The 19,685-nt window shown below is 68.0% G+C and carries 21 protein-coding genes and 5 tRNA genes; 20 read left to right on the top strand and 6 right to left on the bottom strand.

Annotated elements, in window-relative coordinates:
- Nucleotides 1–272: 272 nt before the first annotated feature.
- Nucleotides 273–1,433 carry a replication initiator gene (locus G510_RS17345; protein WP_029151976.1) on the top strand — a complete coding sequence of 387 codons (1,161 nt, stop codon included), beginning with the start codon at nt 273–275 and terminating at the stop codon, nt 1,431–1,433.
- 365 nt (nt 1,434–1,798) lie between these two features.
- Here G510_RS17345 and G510_RS0100495 read toward each other — a convergent pair whose 3' ends face one another.
- Entirely contained in the window at nt 1,799–2,200 is a 402-nt protein-coding gene (locus G510_RS0100495) for a hypothetical protein (protein WP_157560368.1), read from the bottom strand.
- Between the two features lie 103 nt (nt 2,201–2,303).
- On the opposite strand from G510_RS0100495, the gene G510_RS0100490 reads away from it, so the two are divergent.
- From G510_RS0100490 to G510_RS17745, 7 genes are all read left to right on the top strand, one after another.
- Nucleotides 2,304–2,633 (top strand): hypothetical protein, encoded by a 330-nt coding sequence (locus G510_RS0100490; RefSeq protein ID WP_029151974.1) that lies wholly within the window; start codon nt 2,304–2,306, stop codon nt 2,631–2,633.
- Nucleotides 2,634–2,635: 2 nt separating this feature from the next.
- Complete coding sequence (locus G510_RS0100485) at nt 2,636–2,908, top strand: hypothetical protein (protein ID WP_036321386.1); 273 nt, start codon at nt 2,636–2,638, stop codon at nt 2,906–2,908.
- Nucleotides 2,895–3,416 carry a hypothetical protein gene (locus G510_RS0100480; RefSeq protein ID WP_029151972.1) on the top strand — a complete coding sequence of 174 codons (522 nt, stop codon included), beginning with the start codon at nt 2,895–2,897 and terminating at the stop codon, nt 3,414–3,416. Before G510_RS0100485 ends, G510_RS0100480 begins: the two co-directional genes overlap by 14 nt.
- The gene (locus G510_RS17340; protein ID WP_051216090.1) at nt 3,406–4,776 is read left to right on the top strand and encodes a P-loop NTPase family protein; all 1,371 of its coding nucleotides are present in this window, start codon (nt 3,406–3,408) and stop codon (nt 4,774–4,776) included. Before G510_RS0100480 ends, G510_RS17340 begins: the two co-directional genes overlap by 11 nt.
- A complete protein-coding gene (locus tag G510_RS0100470; protein WP_029151971.1) occupies nt 4,769–4,975 on the top strand; it encodes a hypothetical protein in 207 nt (68 codons plus the stop codon). The genes G510_RS17340 and G510_RS0100470 overlap by 8 nt, the downstream gene beginning before the upstream one ends.
- 88 nt (nt 4,976–5,063) lie before the next feature.
- Nucleotides 5,064–5,279 (top strand): helix-turn-helix domain-containing protein, encoded by a 216-nt coding sequence (locus G510_RS0100465; protein ID WP_157560367.1) that lies wholly within the window; start codon nt 5,064–5,066, stop codon nt 5,277–5,279.
- Nucleotides 5,279–6,367 (top strand): tyrosine-type recombinase/integrase, encoded by a 1,089-nt coding sequence (locus tag G510_RS17745; protein WP_036321383.1) that lies wholly within the window; start codon nt 5,279–5,281, stop codon nt 6,365–6,367. The genes G510_RS0100465 and G510_RS17745 overlap by 1 nt, the downstream gene beginning before the upstream one ends.
- A 46-nt stretch (nt 6,368–6,413) precedes the next feature.
- On the opposite strand, the gene G510_RS0100455 is transcribed toward G510_RS17745, so the two are convergent.
- A tRNA-Val gene (locus G510_RS0100455) sits at nt 6,414–6,490 on the bottom strand.
- Nucleotides 6,491–6,688: 198 nt separating this feature from the next.
- On the opposite strand from G510_RS0100455, the gene G510_RS0100450 reads away from it, so the two are divergent.
- The 7 genes from G510_RS0100450 to G510_RS0100420 all read left to right on the top strand — a co-directional run bounded on the left by G510_RS0100450 (nt 6,689) and on the right by G510_RS0100420 (nt 10,102).
- Nucleotides 6,689–6,761: transfer RNA gene (locus G510_RS0100450), tRNA-Gly, on the top strand.
- A gap of 49 nt (nt 6,762–6,810) precedes the next feature.
- Nucleotides 6,811–6,881, top strand: a tRNA-Cys gene (locus tag G510_RS0100445).
- A 25-nt stretch (nt 6,882–6,906) separates the two neighbouring features.
- Nucleotides 6,907–6,978 (top strand) — tRNA-Val (locus G510_RS0100440).
- 31 nt (nt 6,979–7,009) lie between these two features.
- Nucleotides 7,010–7,082: transfer RNA gene (locus tag G510_RS0100435), tRNA-Gly, on the top strand.
- 108 nt (nt 7,083–7,190) lie between these two features.
- On the top strand, nt 7,191–7,523 hold the full coding sequence (locus G510_RS0100430; protein ID WP_036321380.1) for an ankyrin repeat domain-containing protein: 333 nt from the start codon (nt 7,191–7,193) through the stop codon (nt 7,521–7,523).
- A gap of 81 nt (nt 7,524–7,604) precedes the next feature.
- A complete protein-coding gene (gene thrS / locus G510_RS0100425) occupies nt 7,605–9,548 on the top strand; it encodes a threonine--tRNA ligase (protein WP_051216185.1) in 1,944 nt (647 codons plus the stop codon).
- Entirely contained in the window at nt 9,545–10,102 is a 558-nt protein-coding gene (locus G510_RS0100420; protein WP_029151967.1) for an HIT family protein, read from the top strand. Before thrS ends, G510_RS0100420 begins: the two co-directional genes overlap by 4 nt.
- A gap of 18 nt (nt 10,103–10,120) precedes the next feature.
- On the opposite strand, the gene G510_RS0100415 is transcribed toward G510_RS0100420, so the two are convergent.
- Nucleotides 10,121–11,302 carry an acyl-CoA dehydrogenase family protein gene (locus G510_RS0100415; protein ID WP_036321377.1) on the bottom strand — a complete coding sequence of 394 codons (1,182 nt, stop codon included), beginning with the start codon at nt 11,300–11,302 and terminating at the stop codon, nt 10,121–10,123.
- Complete coding sequence (locus tag G510_RS0100410; RefSeq protein WP_029151965.1) at nt 11,299–12,729, bottom strand: LLM class flavin-dependent oxidoreductase; 1,431 nt, start codon at nt 12,727–12,729, stop codon at nt 11,299–11,301. Before G510_RS0100410 ends, G510_RS0100415 begins: the two co-directional genes overlap by 4 nt.
- A gap of 185 nt (nt 12,730–12,914) precedes the next feature.
- Between G510_RS0100410 and G510_RS14825 the strand changes: the two genes are divergently transcribed.
- The 3 genes from G510_RS14825 to G510_RS0100395 are packed head-to-tail and all read left to right on the top strand — an operon-like array spanning nt 12,915 to nt 15,946.
- Nucleotides 12,915–14,237, top strand: a complete 1,323-nt coding sequence (locus G510_RS14825) for an ABC transporter substrate-binding protein (RefSeq protein ID WP_051216085.1) — start codon at nt 12,915–12,917, stop codon at nt 14,235–14,237.
- Nucleotides 14,230–15,123 (top strand): carbohydrate ABC transporter permease, encoded by an 894-nt coding sequence (locus G510_RS0100400; RefSeq protein WP_036321371.1) that lies wholly within the window; start codon nt 14,230–14,232, stop codon nt 15,121–15,123. Before G510_RS14825 ends, G510_RS0100400 begins: the two co-directional genes overlap by 8 nt.
- Entirely contained in the window at nt 15,116–15,946 is an 831-nt protein-coding gene (locus G510_RS0100395) for a carbohydrate ABC transporter permease (protein ID WP_029151963.1), read from the top strand. Before G510_RS0100400 ends, G510_RS0100395 begins: the two co-directional genes overlap by 8 nt.
- A 10-nt stretch (nt 15,947–15,956) precedes the next feature.
- Here the strand turns inward: G510_RS0100395 and G510_RS0100390 are convergent, their stop codons facing one another.
- Nucleotides 15,957–17,285: an aminotransferase class I/II-fold pyridoxal phosphate-dependent enzyme gene (locus G510_RS0100390; protein WP_029151962.1), complete on the bottom strand. Its 1,329-nt coding sequence runs from the start codon at nt 17,283–17,285 to the stop codon at nt 15,957–15,959.
- A 76-nt stretch (nt 17,286–17,361) separates the two neighbouring features.
- On the opposite strand from G510_RS0100390, the gene pdxS reads away from it, so the two are divergent.
- Together pdxS and pdxT are read left to right on the top strand one after the other, a co-directional pair.
- Nucleotides 17,362–18,252: a pyridoxal 5'-phosphate synthase lyase subunit PdxS gene (gene pdxS, locus G510_RS0100385; protein WP_029151961.1), complete on the top strand. Its 891-nt coding sequence runs from the start codon at nt 17,362–17,364 to the stop codon at nt 18,250–18,252.
- Nucleotides 18,242–18,841, top strand: a complete 600-nt coding sequence (pdxT, locus tag G510_RS0100380; RefSeq protein WP_029151960.1) for a pyridoxal 5'-phosphate synthase glutaminase subunit PdxT — start codon at nt 18,242–18,244, stop codon at nt 18,839–18,841. The genes pdxS and pdxT overlap by 11 nt, the downstream gene beginning before the upstream one ends.
- On the opposite strand, the gene pdxY is transcribed toward pdxT, so the two are convergent.
- Nucleotides 18,829–19,680 carry a pyridoxal kinase PdxY gene (pdxY, locus tag G510_RS0100375; protein WP_029151959.1) on the bottom strand — a complete coding sequence of 284 codons (852 nt, stop codon included), beginning with the start codon at nt 19,678–19,680 and terminating at the stop codon, nt 18,829–18,831. The genes pdxT and pdxY overlap by 13 nt on opposite strands.
- Nucleotides 19,681–19,685: the final 5 nt, after the last annotated feature.

Genomic DNA, 19,685 nt, shown 5'->3' with positions numbered 1-19,685 from the left:
CCAGCGAGGAAGGTGCGCGTCGCTGTATTCAGCGCCTGCGTGTGCTCCACAGTGCCCGCCGCGCGATGCGTCGAATCACTCGATCACGCCGCAACGGGGAATCGACGGGAGAAGGGATGTGGTGGGCGATGCGGGACTCGAACCCACGACCTCTTCCGTGTGAAGGACTCGGAACCTGCTGTGCAGCGGGTTCCACGTGGTGATTCCGTTGCATCTCCTGCGATGGTCGGTGGTCGTATGCACGGTGGGGGTGCGCCGGGGGTGCGCACGATATGACCTCCACGGGCACATCTGGCCTACCGTCCGATGATGTCCTCGCCGCGATCCGCTCGCACATCTGCGCCCGTCCGTACGAAGTTGAGCCTGGCCGGTTCATTCGGTGCCAGTCTCGCCGTACAGCGGTGTGTCCGTCGTGCGCTGGTCTATATCGCGGCGATTGGCAGCGCATCGCGCGGTCGGGCATCTACGACGCCGACGGGCACCCGCTCCCGTCGTACAAGTACTTCTTCATCACGCTGTCGGCTCCATCGTTCGGCCCGGTGCATTTGGTGCCGAAATGGGAGCGTGACGCGGGCAGGCGTTGTAAGTGCGGGCAGACCCATGGGCACGATGACGTGCACCTACGCGGGCTGCCGATTGACCAGGATTCATACCGGTATGAGGATCAGGTGCGGTGGCACGGGGCGCTCGGGAAACTCTGGCGGTCGTCGGTGGCGGCAATGCGGCGGCTCTGCCCGGACGCCGAGTACTACGCCGTCCGAGAGCTGCAATCGCGCATGGCGCTGCACCTCCATATCGTCGTGAGAGTTCCTGTGGGGGCAGTCGTCGATGCGGAGACGATGGGACATGCGGCGCGTATGGCGACGGCGACGCATCCGGAAACGGGCGAGGTCGTTGAGTGGGGCAAGCGGGGTGTGCAGGATCGGGAGATTCGGGCGCGGGTCACGGAGTCGGACGACGTCACGCCGGACATGTCGCGGGCTGCTGCGCGCGTGATCTCGTATACATCCAAGGCGTTGATGTATAGCACGAAGGATATTCTGCCGGGAGAGCGTGATGAGACGGCGACACCTGAGCGTGTTGAGTTTGTGAAGCGGCTACGGCAGGCGGCACGGCTCGGTGTGCGCTGTGTCGATTGCCCTCCTGGCGGCCCATCGGATTGCCCTCGGCGGGCGCACGACAACCTCGGCTTTGGGGGCCATGTCGTAACGGTTTCGCGTCCAACTGAGCGGCGCGAGGGGTGGAGTCTGTCGCACGTGACCCGGAAATTGTTGCGCGAGCAAAGAGCTGCCTGGATGGAGGCGAATCGGCCTGCTGACGTGGGCGGAGGATTGAGCGACGGTGATGTGAAGTTGGCGGAGTGGCTGGCTGAGCAAGCGGCGCGGCGCGCTCGGGAGGCGTGGAGCCCGAAGCAGCACGCGCGGGCACCGTAACGCTGCGCATCGGGCGTGAGGGTTGGCGGCTACGGCTGTCGGCCCTATTTGGCGTGCTCGGGTGGCCATGTGTTGGAGGGCAAGCGCCGTTTGCGGCGTGCGGCAGCCCTGATGCGGTCGGAATTGACAGGGAAACCGGCCCAGACAGGGCGGCGTGACCCTGCGGGCGGGGTGCGTGTGCGCCGCGAACGGCCGCCAGGCCGCACGCGCAAGGCGCACACGCTCACCCGCACGGGCGCGTCAGCGCCCGTCTTGTACCTGTGGGGCGTTTTGGCACGGCAATGCCGGGAAGCCGTCAGCGGCCCCCGCTCCGTGGCAACAAAAAGGCCCCTGACCTGTGAACAGGCCAGGGGCTGGGAACACGACTACTTCGTGAGGTCATCGGCAGCGAGTGGGCGATGCCACCAACGATTGCACGTGTCATGGCTCACTGCCAGCCACGGACGCTCCTTCGCGGCCTCGGTATCGGTGGTGAGGGCTTGCGCGGTAAGCGACTGGCTCAGTCCTGAGCGCATCGCATATTCGGCAGCGAGTTGGCGTCCCTCCGTGATCTGGGCGTGCGCCTTGCGCATGTAGTCAAGCAGCAGCAGGCGCTTCTTCTCGTCTGAAAGCTTGCTCTCGGTGATCGCCTTCACCGCCTCTTCGAGCGTCTCAAGGGCGGGTTGTACTGCGTCGCGAATGAGGTCAGCGCTGCGCTTCGCCTCGTGCGCCGGGTAGGAACGTGCCGGGTCTTTGTGGGCCGGTGGGCCTGGTCTGCGTGGTGTCATGAGTCGAATCTATCGCAGATAAGGCGATATCGTGCTAGCGTTCCGGTATCGCAAAATCTGCGAATAGGAACCGGTGCGACGCACCGCAACGAAGGGAACCCTTGTGTTCAAGATCGACGAGACCGAAGACATCCGCGTGCTGGCCGTGCAGCCGAAGATCGCAGATCGCAAGACGGGCGAGCAGAAGATCGACCGCGTGAGCAACCTGCCCGTGTGGTCGGTGTCTGCACTCAAGATGAGCGATGACCCGCTGGAGAAGCCGGAGTTGATCACTGTGTCCGTCACGTCGCGTACAGAGCCGGAGGTGGTGCCGCTGGCTACGGGCTTCGAGGGGCTGGAGGTCGGAAACTACGCGATCCCTGGCGACGGTGGTGGGATTCAGGCTGCGGGCCTGTTCTTCCGGGCGTCGGGCTTAGTTGAGTTACAGGCCTGATCATGTCGGGCATAAAGAAGTTGCCGCGGTGGTTACGCGCTGCACTCGTGCTGGCGGCCCGCGTCGTGGTCCTGGGAATCGCCGTCCGGATGACCGCCGCGATTGTCCAGTCTGTCGCCCTCTTCGTCGTGTTCGACGGGGACATGTTGTATCGCGGGATCGAGGGCGACGTGCTTACTTTTCTCACGGTCGCTGCTGCCGTGGTGTTCGTGTGGGCCGTGCTGCCGGAGCCGTGGGGTTCGAAGCGAGAGGTGGCGCGCGATGAAGCGGTTTGAGGCGCGGGGCGTCGCCGTGCTGATGGGGCTGTTGGTGCTGTTGACGGGGTGCGGTGTGCCGTCTGGGACCGACGAGTCCTCGGAGTCCGTGCAGGTGTATGAGGACGACCCGAAGGAATTAAGGGTTGAGGCGGTGACGGATGCGGCGGTGGTGCTGTATGTGCCTGCGTTGAGTCACGGCGCGGTGATCCGTATCACTCGCTTGTTCCCTCATGAACCGGGTGTCGTTGTGTGCGAGGTCGTGGTCACCAGCGGTGTCGATGTCGGCGTCTATTCGGACTGTGCGGTTGAGCCGCCGAGGCGAGTGAACGGATCGCTGGATGGTGTCCGTCTGAGTGTGTCGGGGCTAGGAGTCGGGAAGCACGTGCTTGAGGTGGAGAAGCGGCCGTTGGTGCGTGACGGCGGCGACTGGGATTTCCTCCACGGCATCCGGTCGGTTGAACGGCTGCGGGTGGAAGTGCCTGGAGACGTGAGTGACGACGAACTGGAGGAGAGCAATGATGAATAAGTTTTTGACGGTAGCGACGGTGGCGGTTATGGCCGGGGTCTTGCTCGTGCTCGCGTTTGGAGCACCGTCTGGGCTTGAATCACTCGCCACGCTTGGCCGTGTGCTCTGGGTAGTGCTGCTTATCGCTGCGGTGCTTGTGATCGGGATTCGTCCTCTGCGGCGTCGCGTGTTCGGGCGGAGTAAGGTGCTCGGGTCGATGTTTCGTCCGGGGTTGAAGCGTACGGATCGGGCGTCGTTGTCGAAGGGCGAGAAGCGTGCCGTTGCGAGCCTGCGGCGTGTAAGTCCTGGGTGGGCTGTGGCTGCGGGAGTGACGCGCGATGCGACGACTCGGAACGGCGATAGTGTGCGTACGTTCCCGGCGCTTGTATGGGTTGAGTTACGGGCTCATGGGCCGGCTGCGGTTTTCGAGGTGGTGCCGGGGTCGGTGCCGAGCGATTACGACGACGAGAAAGTGAGCGCTGCGCTCGGGTTCGCTGTCGAATGTGTCGCCGCGTCGCCATCAAAAATACGGATTCAGGTGCGCAGTCGTGATGCTCTCGCGGATCAGGGCACGGTTCCGTTCCGGATGGTGCCGCTGGCCGACCCTGCTGCGCCCGTGTGTGTGGGTGTCACGTCAGAAGGCCCGTTCTTGCTCCCGATCTTCGGACGCCAGACGCTCCTTGTGGGGGCTTCTGGCTCGGGCAAGGGCTCGGTGCTCTGGTCGGTCCTGGGGCAACTCGCGCCGAGTATCAACGAGGGCATGGTGCGCGTGCACGGGGTCGATTTGAAAGGCGGTGTCGAACTGACCGCTGGCCGGGGCCTGTTTCACGATGTGGCGTATACGTACGACGAGGCTGCGTCGATGATCGAGGGTCTTGCTCGGCGGTTGGATGATCGGCTCGCGTATATGCGTGAGAGCGGGCTGCGTAAGCACGTGCCGTCTGCTGCGGAGCCGCTGGAACTGCTGTTGATCGACGAGGCGGCGTCGCTGTCTTATCTCGCGCCGGATACGAAGGCGAAAAACGCGGTAGACGCGAATCTGAAACGGGTGCTGTCTACGGGGCGCGCTGCGGGTATCGCGGTTTTGGCTGCCATGCAAGACCCTCGGAAGGAATCACTGGCGTCTCGTGACCTGTTCACGGCTACTGTCGCGCTCCGGTTCCGGACGAAGGATGATGCCGTGCTCACGCTTGGGTCGGCTGCGTATGAAGCGGGCGCGCACGCAGACCGCATCCCGACGTCGAAGCCGGGAATCGGCTACGCGATCGAGGGCGATACCGGCGATGTTGTGCAGTTCCGGTCGTCCTGGGTGTCGGACGAGGCGATTGCGGAGATTGCGCGACGGTTCGCGGCTCCTGTGGAGGTGCCGGGCGATGTGTGACGACGTGTTCACGCTGGATGAGCGGATCGCTGAGGTCGATGAGCGGATCGCGGAGGTCGAGGCGATGAAGGAGTTCCGAGAGCGAATGGGAAGCGGCGGACGCTTCGTCGCCGTATTCGTGGATCGGCTCGGGGACTTGTACGACGAGCGTCGCCGCCTCGAAGCGAGAAGGGAGCAGGGCGATGGATCGGCTGGGTGACCTTAACGCTCGGATTGAACGTGCTCAGCGGGTCGCGATGGGTAAGGCCTTATGCGGGCAGTGGACGAAGGCGGACGACGAGGCCTCTATGAAGAGAAGGGACGACGTGATGCGTGAAGACGAAGGTCGCGGTGCGGGGCGTCTGTTCATCAGCGAGCGGGAACTCGCCTGGCAACTCGGCGTGCATCCATCGACGCTCACGAGGCTGGCGCAACAAGGGCATCTGCCGGTGGAGCCGGTGCACGTTGGGCATCGCCGTGTGTATCCGCGTGCGGCGGTGGAAAAGTTGGCAGGGGGTGCCTGATGGCGTTCGTCCGTAAGACTCAGGCGGGGCGTTGGCGGGGAATCGCGAAGCACGGTCGGGCGACGCTGGGATCGCGCACGTTCGATCTGCGCCGTGATGCCCTGGCATGGGCCGAACGTACCGAGGCCGCTGCTTCGGGAGGTGTAGATGTCCGGGCTGGTAAGGCTCTCGTTCGTGATCTTTTGGCTGAATGGGTGCGACATCGGCGGGCAACGGTGACGCCTCAGGCGGCGGCGACGGATGGGCAGTTGATCCGTCTTATGTCGCCGCCACTCGGGGCGCGCGCGGTTGCGTCGGTGCTGCCGGTCGATGTTGATCGTTGGTACGTGTACCTGCGCAGTCAAGGGCAATCGGACGGTTCGATGAAGCGGTACCGTGGCTCGCTGTCGGCGTTCTTTACGTGGTGCATCGCTGAGGGGCGTGCTGCGGAGAATCCGGTGACGGCATCGCGGCTTCCGGCGCAGATCGATCCGCCTTCTGAGATGCGCCCGCTGTCTGAGGCTGATCTGTCGGGCGTGGTCGATAAGGTTCATGGTCGCTGCGCGCATTGCGCGAATCTGGTGACGGTACTCGCGTGGTCGGGCGTTCGCTGGGGTGAGGCCCGCGAACTTCGCGTGAAAGACGTGTCGGAACTGCCTACGCCGTCGTTGCGAGTCGCGCGGAGCCGGTCAGAGGGCGAGCCGGTCAAGAGCACGAAGGGGCGTCGCGTTCGACGTGTGCCGCTGGCTGAGCCTGCATGGGTGATCGTCCGCGACCTCATGCAGATGAAGCATCCGGGCGACTTGTTGCTGACCGGTGAGCACGGCGGGCAACTTTGGCGGTCGCAGTTCCTGCGCTCATCGGGCTTCACAGAAGCGTCGGAGGGTCGCCGTATCCATGATTTGCGGCACACGTTCGCGACGCTCTCGCTCTCGCGGGGGGTGGATCTGGCGACTGTCTCAAAGTGGTTGGGGCACACGTCGGTGTCGATCACTGATCGGTACATGCACCACCTCGGCACCCAAGCCGATGTGGCTGGCCTCGCACTGCTGAACGGTGGCGGGGGTGCGCCGGGGGTGCGCGATAGCGGCACGGAGGGCAAGTCGTGATGGCGTCGAAAAGGCCTCCTGTCAAGCGACAGAAGGCCCTCCGGGGTGGTGGGCGATGCGGGACTCGAACCCACGACCTCTTCCGTGTGAAGGAAGCGCGCTAACCAACTGCGCCAAACGCCCATGTAGAGATTGTCGTGCCCTGCGGCACAAGAACCGATAGTACAGGATATGTGCGCGGGGCTCGAACGCGGCTGTCCGCCGGGGGTGTCGCTCGGGTCGCCCAGCGGACACGCCCGGATGCGTGGGCTGGTTTGGTCGGCCTCGCGATTCGGGGTAATGTATTCCAAGTGCCCGACCGGAAGGCCGGGGATGAGTATTGCGGATGTAGCGCAGTTGGTAGCGCATCACCTTGCCAAGGTGAGGGTCGCGAGTTCGAGTCTCGTCATCCGCTCGAGTGCAGGATCCATTTCGGGTCAGGTACGCGGGTTCGAATCCTGCATGGTGGCGTGGCCGAGAGGCTAGGCACCGGCCTGCAAAGCCGTTTACACGGGTTCGAATCCCGTCGCCACCTCGTGAAAATTTAATAGCCTTCATAGGCGCGATTAGCGCAGCGGTAGCGCGCTTCCCTGACACGGAAGAGGTCACTGGTTCGATCCCAGTATCGCGCACGAAAGCCCCCGCGAGGGGGCTTTTGCATCCGCGGATGTAGCGCAGTTGGTAGCGCATCACCTTGCCAAGGTGAGGGTCGCGAGTTCGAGTCTCGTCATCCGCTCAGAATCACGAAAGAGGTCCCTTCTGGGGCCTCTTTCGTCGTTTCGGCGCGACAAGGCTCCCCCGATTCGTTCTCCTACGAGCGCCGTCACGGGTGGATACTGAGGTCATGGATGCCTTCACCTTCGCCCGCACAGGGGACCCGGTTCTCCTTCAGGAGATCGACGACGGATACAGCGTCGACAGCGCCAACGAGAACGGCGATACGCTGCTCATGCTCGCGGCCTATCACGGGCACGCGGACCTCGTGCGCGGCCTCATCGCCCGCGGCGCCGACCTCAACCGTCCGAACGCGAAGGGGCTCGTTCCCCTCGCCGGCGCCGTCTTCAAGGGGCACGACGCCATCGTGCTCTCGCTCGTCCGTGCGGGAGCGGACGTCGGCGCCGGCTCGCCGAGCGTGCGCGAAACAGCCACGCAGTTCGGCCGCACCCTTCCGGTGTAGTCCGGAACGGATCCGGCGGGACATTAGAATGTTCGGGTGACTACCGGATTTGATCTGTTCCCCGAGAAGAACGTCGTCGCGATGCGCGTCGACGGCATCCTGAAAGACCTTGCCGCCGAGGTGACGGATACGGGCACGACCGAGCCGGTCACCATCGACAGCCCGGACGGGCTGAACATCCTGCGCCACTCGACCGCGCACGTCCTCGCGCAGGCGGTGCAGCGCATCAACCCCGACGCCAAGCTCGGCATCGGACCGTTCATCACCGACGGCTTCTACTACGACTTCCAGGTCGCAGACCCCTTCGCGCCCGACGACCTGCGGGCGATCAAGAAGGAGATGCAGCGCATCGTCAAGGAGGGCCAGCGCTTCGTGCGCCGCGCCGTCACCGACGAGCAGGCGCAGCAGGAGCTCGCGGCCGAGCCGTTCAAGGTCGAGCTCATCGGGCTAAAGGGCGGCAAGAAGGAAGCCGCCGAGGGCGCGAGCGTCGAGGTCGGCGCGGGCGAGCTGACCATCTACGACAACGTCGACCCGAAGACGGGCGAGACGAAGTGGGGCGACCTGTGCCGCGGCCCGCACGTGCCGACCACGCGCATGGTCGGCAACGGCTGGGACCTCCTGCGCGTCGCCGGGGCGTACTGGCGCGGCAGCGAGAAGAACCCGCAGCTGCAGCGCATCTACGGCACCGCGTGGCCGACGAAGGACGAGCTCGTCGCCTACAAGGATCGCCTTGCCGAGGCGGCGAAGCGCGACCACCGCAAGCTCGGCAAGGAGCTCGACCTGTTCTCGTTCCCGGACGAGGTCGGATCCGGCCTGTCGGTCTGGCACCCCAAGGGCGGCGTGATCCGCGGCGAGATGGAGCAGCACGCGCGCCGCCGCCACATCGAGAGCGGCTACACCTACGTGTACACGCCGCACATCGCCAAGAGCGACCTGTTCAGCGTCTCGGGCCACCTCCAGACCTACGCGGAGGGCATCTGGCCGCCCATCCGCATGGACGAGGAGCGCGACGACGACGGCCACGTGACCAAGCAGGGCGCCGACTACTACCTCAAGCCGATGAACTGCCCGATGCACATCCTCATCTACAAGGAGCGCGCGCGCAGCTACCGCGATCTGCCGCTGCGGTTCGCCGAGAACGGCACGGTCTACCGCAACGAGCTCTCCGGGGCGCTCCACGGCCTCACGCGCGTGCGCGGCTTCACGCAGGACGACTCGCACCTGTTCGTCACGCACGAGCAGCTTGAGGGCGAGGTGACGAAGGTGCTCGAGTTCATCATCTCGATGCTGCGCGACTTCGGCCTCAGCGACTTCGAGCTCGAGCTGTCGATGCGCGACGACGAGAAGTCGAAGTGGATCGGATCCGAGGAGTTCTGGGACGATTCCACGAACGCGCTGCGCAACGTCGCGGTGGCAAGCGGACTGAAGCTCACCGAGGTGCCGGGCGAGGCAGCCTTCTACGGGCCGAAGATCGACCTCAAGACCCGCGACGCGCTCGGCCGGGTGTGGCAGCTGTCCACCGTGCAGGTCGATCCGAACCTGCCCGAGCGCTTCGACCTCGAGTACGCGGCCGCCGACGGCACGAAGAAGCGCCCGATCATGATCCACCGCGCGCTGTTCGGCTCGATCGAGCGGTTCTTCGCGATTCTGCTCGAGCACTACGCCGGCGACTTCCCGCTCTGGCTGGCGCCGGTGCAGATCATGGGCGTTCCGGTCGCCGACGAGTACGCCGACTACCTCGGCGAGGCGGCGGAGAAGTTCCGCGCCGCCGGCGTTCGGGTCGAGGTCGACTACTCCGACGACCGCATGCCGAAGAAGATCCGCACCCACACGACGCACAAGGTGCCGATCATCATGATCGCGGGGGAGCAGGATCGCTCCGCGGGCACCGTGTCGTTCCGGTTCCGTGACGGAACCCAGCGCAATGGCGTGCCGATCGACGAGGCTGTCGCCCTCGTCGCGGGCCTCATCGAGCAGAAGAAGCTCGTCCTGACCGACGAGGACGCTCTGCTGGAGACTGCGTGACGGGCCCGCAGGAAGAGTTCGCACAGCTCGAACCGGAGAGCGAGTTCGGCGGTGTGCCGGACGCGTTCCAGCGGCTGTGGACCCCGCATCGCATGGCGTACATCCAGGCCGGCGCCGACGCCAACCGCGGGGCCGGGTGCCCGTTCTGCGCCGCGCCCGAGAAGTCCGAAGAGGACGGCCTGATCGTTCATCGCGGCGAGACGGCGTACGTGCTGCTGAACCTGTTCCCCTACAACGCGGGGCACATGCTGGTGTGCCCGTACCGCCACGTGGGCACCTACGACGAGGCCACGCCCGAGGAGATCGACGAGATCTCCCGGCTCACGCAGACGGCGATGCGGGTGCTGCGCGCCACGGCCGGATGCCACGGCTTCAACATCGGCATGAACCAGGGCGAGGTCGCCGGTGCCGGCGTCGAGGAGCACCTGCACCAGCACATCGTGCCGCGGTGGCAGTCCGATGCGAACTTCTTCCCGATCATCGCCCAGACCAAGGCGCTGCCGCAGCTGCTCGGCGATGTCCGCCGTTCGGTCGCCGATGCCTGGCCCGCGTAGGAATCGGCGACCGAACGGTCAGGTGTAGAGCGAGATCGGCTGGTTCTCGCCGTTGAGCACATAGGCGCCGACCTCGAGCCGCTTGAAGTCGACCGGGTCGTGCAGCGAGTGCGTTCGGATGTTGCGCCAGTGCAGATCGAGGCCGGTGGACGCCTTGGCGGAGCTCGAACCGGTGACCTCGAACACGCGGTTCGCCACGTCGAGGGCCGTCTCGTTCGTGACGATCTTGAGGCGAGCGATGTCGATCGCGATGCGTCCGCGATCCTCGCTCGTGACGGCGGATCCGCGTGCGACGACGGCGTCGAAGTCGTCGCCGACACGGTCGGCGAGCGCCTCGGCGGCCGCGATCCTCGCGTCGAGGTCGCCGACTATCCGCTGCGTGAACGGATCGTCGCGATACTTCTCGGCCGTCGACAGGAACCACGAACCGCGGCGCTGGCGCACGAGCTCGATGCCCTGCGCGAGGGCGCCCTCCGCGATCCCGAGGTAGAGGTTGCCGAAGGAGAGCTGGATCGCGGGAGTGAACAGCGAGCCGAACGGCTCATCGCCGGCCCAGGCCAGCACATCGCTCTCGGAGATCGCGACGTCGTCGAATCTCACCGATCCGCTCGCGGACTGGCGCTGCCCGAGCGCGTCCCAGTCGCCGAGCGGTGCGACGCCTGCGCGCGTGCGCTCGACGACGACCGTGAGGCCGCGCCCATCGTCGTCCCCGCCGCGCACGGTTCCGCTGACCAGGATGACGTCGCCCGCCGAGGCGCCCGTCGAGAACCGTTTCGTGCCGCGCAGCGTCCAGCCGCCGGGCGCCGGTTCGAACGCCAGATCAGGATCCGTCGGGTTGACCGAATCGCCCCAGATCCAGCGGTTCGCGGCCGACGCGCGGTACCAGCGTTCGCCGGCCTCCGGCGTCGCGGCGAAGCCCGCGTTCGACTCGTTCACGTAGTGGTAGGCGAGCACCTGAGCGACGGACGCGTCGGTCCGGGCGAGCGCGCGGATCACGCGCACGGCCGTGCTCCACGTCGCGCCCTGCCCGCCGTACTCCGACGGAGCGAGCAGCGTGGTGAGCCCCGACTCGCGCAGCAGGTCGAGCTGGGGGAGCGGGTCGGATCCCGTGCGGTCGCGCTCGAGAACGTCGGCGGCGAGGCTCCGCCCCACCTCCTCGGCGACGGCGACGAAGCGTCGGAGGTCGTCCTGAACGCTCATCGCGCGGCCTCCTCTGCCCAGGCGGGTCCCGACTGATCCGCGACGCTCGTTCTGCCCGCGAGCGAGCCCCGATGGCGGGACGCGGGATGCCACTCGGGCACCGTCGGCGACCCGTCGCCCGTCAGGCGGCCGCGGAGAGTGCCCTCCGGGTACTCGTCCCATACCCGGCCGCGGCGGCGCAGCTCGGGGATGAGGTGCTCGACGATCTGCTCGAAAGATCCGGGGGTGACGACGTACGCGAGGTTGAAGCCGTCGATGCCGCCGACGTCGATCCAGCGCTCGAGCTCGTCGGCGACGGTCTCGGGGCCGCCGACGATCACGGGGCCGATGCCGCCGATGCCGACGTACTCGGCGATGTCGCGCGGCGTCCACTTGCGGTCGGGGTCGTAGGTCGTGAACGCCGCGAGCGCGGAACGCGCGGCGTCGGTGTCGACGTACTCCAGCGGGGTGTCGGGGTCATACGTCGACAGGTCGAGCCCCGACCAGCCGCCGTAGAGCGCGAGGGCGCCCTCGAGCGACACGTACCCGCGGTACTCCTGTTCGAGAGCACGGGCCTCGGCATCCCTGGCGGCGACGATGACGGTCGCCAGCACGAGGATCTTCACGGTGTCGGCCGGGCGCGATGACGCCTCGGCTCGTGATCGGATGTCGTCCGAGATCGGTCGGGTCTGCTCGGGGGTGAGGCCGTTGATGAAGATCGCCTCGCCGTGCGCCGCCGCGAACTCCCGGCCGCGCGGCGACGCGCCGGCCTGGAAGATCACCGGGGTGCGCTGCGGGCTCGGCTCGGCGAGGTGGAAGCCGGGCACCCGGAAGTGCTCGCCCGCGTGCTCGATGGGATGCACCTTCGTCGCGTCGGTGAACACGCCGGTCTCGCGGTCGCGGAGGACCGCGCCGTCCTCCCAGGACGCCTCCCACAGCTTGTACGCGACCTCGAGGAACTCCTCCGCGACGCCGTAGCGGTCGTCGTGGGCCATCTGCGTCTCGCGACCCAGGTTGCGCGCGGCCGAATCGAGGTAGCTCGTCACGACGTTCCAGCCGACTCGGCCGCCCGTGAGGTGGTCGAGCGTCGTGAAACGGCGGGCGAGCGCGTAGGGGTGGTCGTACGTCGAGGCGACCGTGATCCCGAAGCCGAGGTGCGTCGTCGCGTACGCCATCGCCGAGATCGGAACGACCGGATCGCCGAGCGGCACCTGGTCCGCGTCGGTCAGCGCCGCCTCGCCGGATCCGCGCCACACGTCGTACACGCCGAGCACATCGGCGAGGAACAGGGCGTCGAAGCCCCCTCGCTCGAGCAGCTTCGCCAGCTCGACCCACTCGTCGAGCGACGTGTATCGATCTGCGCGGTTCTCGGGGTGGCGCCACAGGCCGGGGGCCTGGTGCGTGACGCACGACATGTCGAATGCGTTCAGGATGATGCGCTTCATCAGTGTCCGTTCCTTATCGGTGGCTCCACGCTATGGTCCCGGCCGCCCGTCGCCCTGTTCGTGCTACGCGACATGACGCAATGTGTCGTTCTGCTACGCGCCGACTTGGCCCGCGGCGATCGCGCGCCTCAGACTCGACCTCGCCGTGCCCGCCCCGCACCGGCCCGATACCGACAACGGAGCACCTCATGAACCGATCCCGCAGAGCACGCGCCTTCTCCGTCTCCTCGGCGCTCGTCATGATGGTGGGCGTCGGCAGCCTTGCCGGTTGCGCATCGCAGGCCGGCGGCGCCGAGGGGGAGCAGGAGCTCACCGTCCTGTTCAACCAGTCGAACGAGGCCGGCTCCGAGTGGCTCGCGAAGGAGTACGAGGAGCGCACCGGTGTGAAGATCAACCCGGTGCTCTCGCCCTACGACGAGATCGCGTCCAACCTCGCCCTCGACCAGCAGTCGGGCGCGAACACGATCGACGTGGCGACTCCCTGGTACGTCTCGCTCGGCGACCTCGCGGCCGACGGCGTGATCCAGGACATCACCGACTGGGTGGATGAGACCCCGGAGATCGACGTGGACGATTTCATCCCGGCGATCTGGGAGCCGTACTCGACGATCGACGACAAGATCTACGGCCTCCCGTTCGACGGCGACACGCACGTGCTCTTCTACAACAAGGAGATCCTCGAGCGCAACGGGATCGAAGAGCCGCCGGCGACCTGGGACGAGTACCTCGAGCAGGCCACGACCATCACGGAGAACGAGAGCGCCGACGGCATCTATGGCGCCTCGGTATTCGGACAGCAGTCGCCGCTGATTCTCGGCGCGAGCTTCGCGAACCGCCTCGCCGGATTCGGCGGCTCGTTCCTCGACGACGACGGCGCCCCGACGATCGACTCCCCGGAGGCGATCGAGGCGGCGCAGGCGCTCGTCGACATCGACGACGTGGCGCTGCCGACGCCGGCCGAGACCGACTTCGGCGTCGGAAACTCCGCGTGGTTCGCCGGCAAGGTCGCGTTCATCGAGAACTGGACCGACCTCGGTGTCAAGAGCGAGGATCCGACGACGGGCAGCGAGGTCGCCGGCAAGTGGGGCGTGCAGCTGCTCCCGGTCGGCGAGGAGGGACAGGAGCCCCGTGCGTCCCTCGTCTCGGGCTTCAGCTGGGTGATCACGGCCAACACCGAAAAGCGCGAGCTCGCGGAGGACTTCATCGAGTTCGCGGCGTCGAGCGAGGTCAACGCGGCGCTTCTGACCGAGTCGCCGCCCACGGGCGTCGACCCAAGCCGGCTCTCCTCGCTCGAGGACGAGACGTACGGCAAGGAGTTCCCCGAGATCCAGGAGGTCAACCGCGCGACCCTGAGCGACGCGCTCGAGTGGCCGACCGGGAAGAACGCCACGCAGGCGGCGCAGGTGCTCACCGACGAGCTCGCCTCGCTCATCGCCGGCACCGGCGGTTCGGCCGAGGAGACGATGCAGCGGGTCCAGGAACAGTGGGAGACGCTGCTGGCCGATGACTGACCTTGCGACCAGGCGCCGCAGCGGGCCGCGGTGGGTGCGGCGGGGATTCGTCGCACCCACCGTGCTGGTCACCGTGGTGCTCGGCCTGTATCCGCTGATCTTCATCGTCGGTGCCGCCGTGACCGAGTCGAGTCTCGGCAAGCCCTTCCAGAGCGTCGTCGGCGCGGATCAGATCGTCGCGGCCGCGACGGACGCGGGCGTGATCGGATCCCTCGTTCGGGGCACGCTCTACGCCCTCGTTGTGGCGGCCGCCTCCACGATCCTCGGCACGGCGGCCGCGCTCGCGCTGTGGCGGTCGGCGTTCGCGGGCTCCGCGGCCAGGATCATCCTGCTGCTGCCGCTCGCGCTTCCGCCCGTCGTCGTCGGCGTGCTCTGGCGGCTGATCTTCACTCCCAACGGCGGGCTTCTGGACACGATCCGTCGGATGATCGCGCCGGGAACGGAGCCGCTCGCGATCCTGTCGGACCCGGTGCTCGCGATCGTCGGCATCGCGGTCGCCGACATCTGGGAGTGGACGCCGCTGATCACGATCCTCGTCTTCGCCGCCCTGATCGGCATCGATCGCGAGGTCATGGAGGCGGCCTCGCTCGACGGCGCCCACGGCCTTCGCCTGCTTCGCGAGATCGCGGTGCCGGCCGTTGCGGGCACCATCGCGGCGGCCTTCGTGATCCGCCTCGTGCTCGCGTTCAAGCTGTTCGACCTCGTCGACGTCATGACGAAGGGCGGGCCGGGGGAGGCGACGACCGTGCCGGCCTGGCTCGTCTGGAAGGCCGCCATCGAGCAGTTCGACGTCGGCCGGGGCGCCGCGATCACGCTACTGCTCGCCGTCGTCGTCACCCTCATCACCCTGCCCCCGATCCTGATCGCAAGGAGGAGCCATGGCTGAGCGCGTCGCGGCCGACGGCCGAGCCTCGTCCCGCGCCGCGAGCGCGTGGCTCATCGCGGCGCTCGCGGTATCCGCCGTCCCGATCCTGTATCTCGCCTCGGTCTCGTTCATGACCCAGGGCGAGGTCGCGGCGGGGCGCCTGTTCCCGGAGCACCCGACGCTCGCCCACTGGATCGGCGCGCTGACCGGCCCCGTGCCGAGGGCGATCGCGAACTCGCTGGTCGTGTCGCTCACAAGCGCGGCGATCACGCTCGTGCTGGCGCTCCCCGCGGCCTGGGCGATCGTGCGGCACCGCACGGGAGGCCGGCTGCTGGCGGGCACGTTCCTGGCGCCGTGGCTGCTGCCGCCGATCGTCGCGATCGTGCCGCTGTTCGTGCTGCTGCGCGTGCTCGGGCTCAACAACACTCTCACCGGTCTCACCCTGCTGTACGCGATCATGAACGTCGGCCTCGCCGTTTGGCTGCTCGAGGGCTTCGTGCGCCGCCTGCCGGTCGAGCTCGAGGAGGCAGCGCGGCTCGACGGCGCGGGAGAGTTCGGCGTGCTCGTGCGGATCGTCGCGCCGCTGACCGGGCCGGCGCTCGTCGCGGTCGGCGTGATCCTCGTGATCCTGAGCTACAACGAATACCTGTTCGCGGCGTTCGTCACGCAGAGCGCCGACTCCCGCACGGTTCCGGTCGTCATCAGCCTCATGCTCAGCGAGCGGGTGCAGGACTTCGGAAAGGTCGCGGCCGCCTCCCTCATGGGCGCGATCCCGCCGCTCGCGATCGCGGGCCTGCTGCAGAAGCGCCTGGTCGAGGGACTCACGTCGGGCGCGGTGAAGTAGCCGCCGTCGATCAGGCGCCGCCCGAGTCGGCGATCGCCTCCGCGAGGCGATCCTGGGCCGCATCGTCGAGGTCGTGGGCCGTGACGCGCAGGTGGTGCGACGGGGCCGCGTCCGGGGAGACGCGGAACTCATCGCCCGAGCGGGTGATCCAGCCGCGCTCGCGAAGCCGGGCGGCGACCTCGGCCGCGGGGCGCGCGACCGGCACCCAGAGGCTCAGCCCGTCGCCGGGGCGGGCGCGGATCCCGTGCCGCTCGAGCGCGCGGCCGAAGGCGTCGTTCCTCTCGGAGTAGTGGGCGCCCGCAGCCTTGATCTCCGCGCGCACGTCCTCGTCGGTCACGAGCGCGAGCGAGAGGCGCTGCAGCAGGTGGCTGACCCAGGCGGTGCCGGGACGCAGCCGCCTGCCGAGCCGCTCGGCGGTGTGCGGATCCGACGCCACGAGGGCGAGACCCATGTCGGGGCCGAGGAACTTCGACACCGACCGCACGAGGGCCCACCGCTCGTGGCGCGGCGCGATGATCGAATGGAACGGCCGCCGGGACAGCAGGGAGAAGTGGTCGTCCTCGACGACGAGCACGTACGGGTGGTCGGCGAGCTCCGCGCGGAGCGCGGCGGCGCGGCCCGCGGAGAGCGATGCCCCCGTCGGGTTCTGCGCGCGCGGCGTGCAGATCACCGCGCGCACGCCCTGATCGAGCGCGGCCCGGAGGCCATCGGGCGTCATACCCTCCTCATCGACGGACACGGGCACCGCGTCGTATCCGCCGATCCGCAGCGTGTGGATGACGGTGAGGAACCCCGGATCCTCGACCGCCACGCGGTCGCCCGGGGCGAGGACGGCGGTGAAGAGCCGGTCGAGCGCGTCGGCCGCGCCGTTCGTCACGGTGATGCGCACGTGCTCGGGCGCGACCTCGAGGTCGCCGCCGAGGCGGGCGTGCGCCCAGCGCTCGAGGTCGGTGTCGACGACGGGCGCGCCGTACAGCACGGGGTGCCCGTCGAGCGCCGCCAGCGCGCGCATCGGATCGGGGATGAACCGCGGATCCGGATTGCCCGCGCCGACGTCGGCGAGCGTCGCGTCGTTCGCGGATCCCTCCCGCGCGACGGCCTCGGGCGCCGAGACGCGCGTGCCGCCGCGTCCCTGGCTGACGACGAGGCCCGACGAGGCCAGCTGCCGGTAGGCGGAAACGGCCGTGTTGCGATTCACGCCGAGACGGTCGGCGAGCACCCGCACGGGCGGCAGGGAATCCGCGGGGGCCAGCGCTCCGCGTTCGATCAGGCCGCGCACGCTCGACGCGATCTCGGCGGCGGTGGCCCCGGAGATCTCGTGTGTCGGATCGTGTCGCATCGATGCCGATTGTCTCACGCGGATCGGTTACGCTTTGGCATAGATCAATCATTGACCTAGGCCATAAGGGGCACTCATGACGGAACAGACCACCGGAACCGGCCGCGTCAAGCGCGGTCTCGCGGAGATGCTGAAGGGCGGCGTGATCATGGACGTGGTCACGGCCGACCAGGCGAAGATCGCCGAGGACGCGGGCGCCGTCGCGGTCATGGCGCTCGAGCGCGTTCCCGCCGACATCCGCTCGCAGGGCGGGGTGGCGCGCATGAGCGATCCCGATCTCATCGACGGCATCATCGAGGCCGTGTCGATCCCCGTGATGGCGAAGGCGCGCATCGGCCACTTCGTCGAGGCGCAGGTGCTCCAGAGCCTCGGGGTCGACTACATCGACGAGTCCGAGGTGCTCTCTCCGGCGGACTACGTCAACCACATCGACAAGTGGCCCTTCGACGTACCGTTCGTGTGCGGGGCGACCAACCTGGGGGAGGCGCTGCGCCGCATCACCGAGGGCGCGGCGATGATCCGCTCCAAGGGCGAGGCCGGCACGGGCGACGTGTCGGAGGCGACGCGCCACATCCGCCAGATCACGGGCGAGATCCGGGCGCTTGCGGGCAAGAGCTCGGACGAGCTCTACGTCGCGGCGAAGGAGCTGCAGGCTCCCTACGAGCTCGTCGCCGAGATCGCGCGCACGGGCGAGCTTCCGGTCGTGCTGTTCACCGCCGGTGGCGTCGCAACGCCCGCGGACGCCGCGATGATGATGCAGCTCGGCGCCGACGGCGTTTTCGTCGGATCCGGCATCTTCAAGTCGGGCGATCCCGCCGCGCGCGCGAAGGCGATCGTGAAGGCGACGACCTTTCACGACGACCCCGCGGTGATCGCGGAGGTCTCGCGCGGCCTCGGCGAGGCGATGGTGGGCATCAACGTGTCCGACCTCGCCGCTCCCCACCGCCTCGCCGAGCGTGGCTGGTAGCGCCGCGCGCGTCGGGATCCTCGCCCTGCAGGGCGACGTCGTCGAGCACGAGCGCATGCTGGGCGCGCTGGGCGCAGAGACGATCCGCGTCCGGCGCCCGGAGGAGCTCGAGCGCATCGACGGGCTCGTGCTGCCGGGAGGCGAGTCGACGACGATCGACAAGCTGTTGCGCGCGTTCGGCCTGCGGGATCGTCTGGCGGACCTCATCCGGTCCGGCCTGCCGGTCTACGGCACGTGCGCGGGCCTGATCCTGCTCGCAGACCGGCTGGTCGACGGGGCCGCGGATCAGCAGACCCTGGGCGGCCTCGACGTCACGGTGCGCCGCAACGCCTTCGGGCGGCAGAGCGAGTCGTTCGAGACCGACCTCGAGGTTCGCGAGCTGGGGGATCCGCCCGTGCGCGCGGCCTTCATCCGCGCGCCGGTCGTCGAGGAGGTGGGGCCCTCGGCGCGGGCCCTCGCGGCGCTGCCGGACGGGCGCGTGGTCGCGGTCGAGCAGGGCGCGATCCTCGCGACGTCCTTCCACCCCGAGCAGACCGGAGACCCGCGCCTCCACGAGCGCTTCCTCGCGCGCGCGGCTCAGCGCAGCTGACGCGCTTCGAACTCCATCCGCGGCGACGCGTAGTGCTCCTGCGCCTCGATGAGCTTCAGCTCGTTGGTGGAGGCGGCGTGCGTGATCTCGAGCAGGCCGAACACGCTCGACGCCGTGCGCGCGAGGGCGTCGGCGGCGCTGCGGGACGCGACGTAGTGGCTCGTGAACAGCGCGGCGGTCACATCGCCGGATCCGTTGGCCTTGAGCGGCAGATACGGCGTCGTGACGATCCACGCGCCGCTGTCGTCGACCGCGATCATCTCGATCGTGCCGTCGTCGCGGTCGGGGCGCTCCACGCTCGTGACGAGCACGGTGCGCGGGCCCATCGCGCGCGCGGCGTCGGCCGCCGCGAGCGTCTCGTCGATCGTGTGGGGGTCGGTTCCCGTGAGGTACCCGAGCTCGAACTGGTTCGGCGTGATGATGTCGGCGACCGGAACGACCTTGTCGCGCAGCAGGTCGGGAATCGCGGGGGCGACGAAGCAGCCCGACTTGGCGTTGCCCATCACGGGGTCGCAGGCGTACAGCGCGTTCGGGTTCGCGCTCTTGACCCGCGCGACCGCGTCGATGATGACGTCGGCGATGCCCTCGGATCCCTGATACCCGCTCAGCACCGCGTCGAGGCCGCCGAACGCGCCGCGCTCCTCGACGCCCGTGATCACGTCGGCGACGTCCTGCGGCGCCATGACGGGGCCGCGCCACGAGCCGTAGCCGGTGTGGTTCGAGAAGTTCACGGTGTACACGGGGAGCACATCGACGCCGATGCGCTGCATGGGGAACACCGCCGCGGAGTTTCCCGCGTGCCCGAACGCGACTGCCGACTGAATCGAGAGGATCTTCATCCCTC

The organism is Microbacterium gubbeenense DSM 15944 (assembly GCF_000422745.1).
Taxonomy (GTDB): Bacteria; Actinomycetota; Actinomycetes; order Actinomycetales; family Microbacteriaceae; genus Microbacterium; species Microbacterium gubbeenense.
The sequence above is the reverse complement of the archived record's forward strand: the minus strand, read 5'-3'. Positions and strand labels throughout refer to the sequence as shown.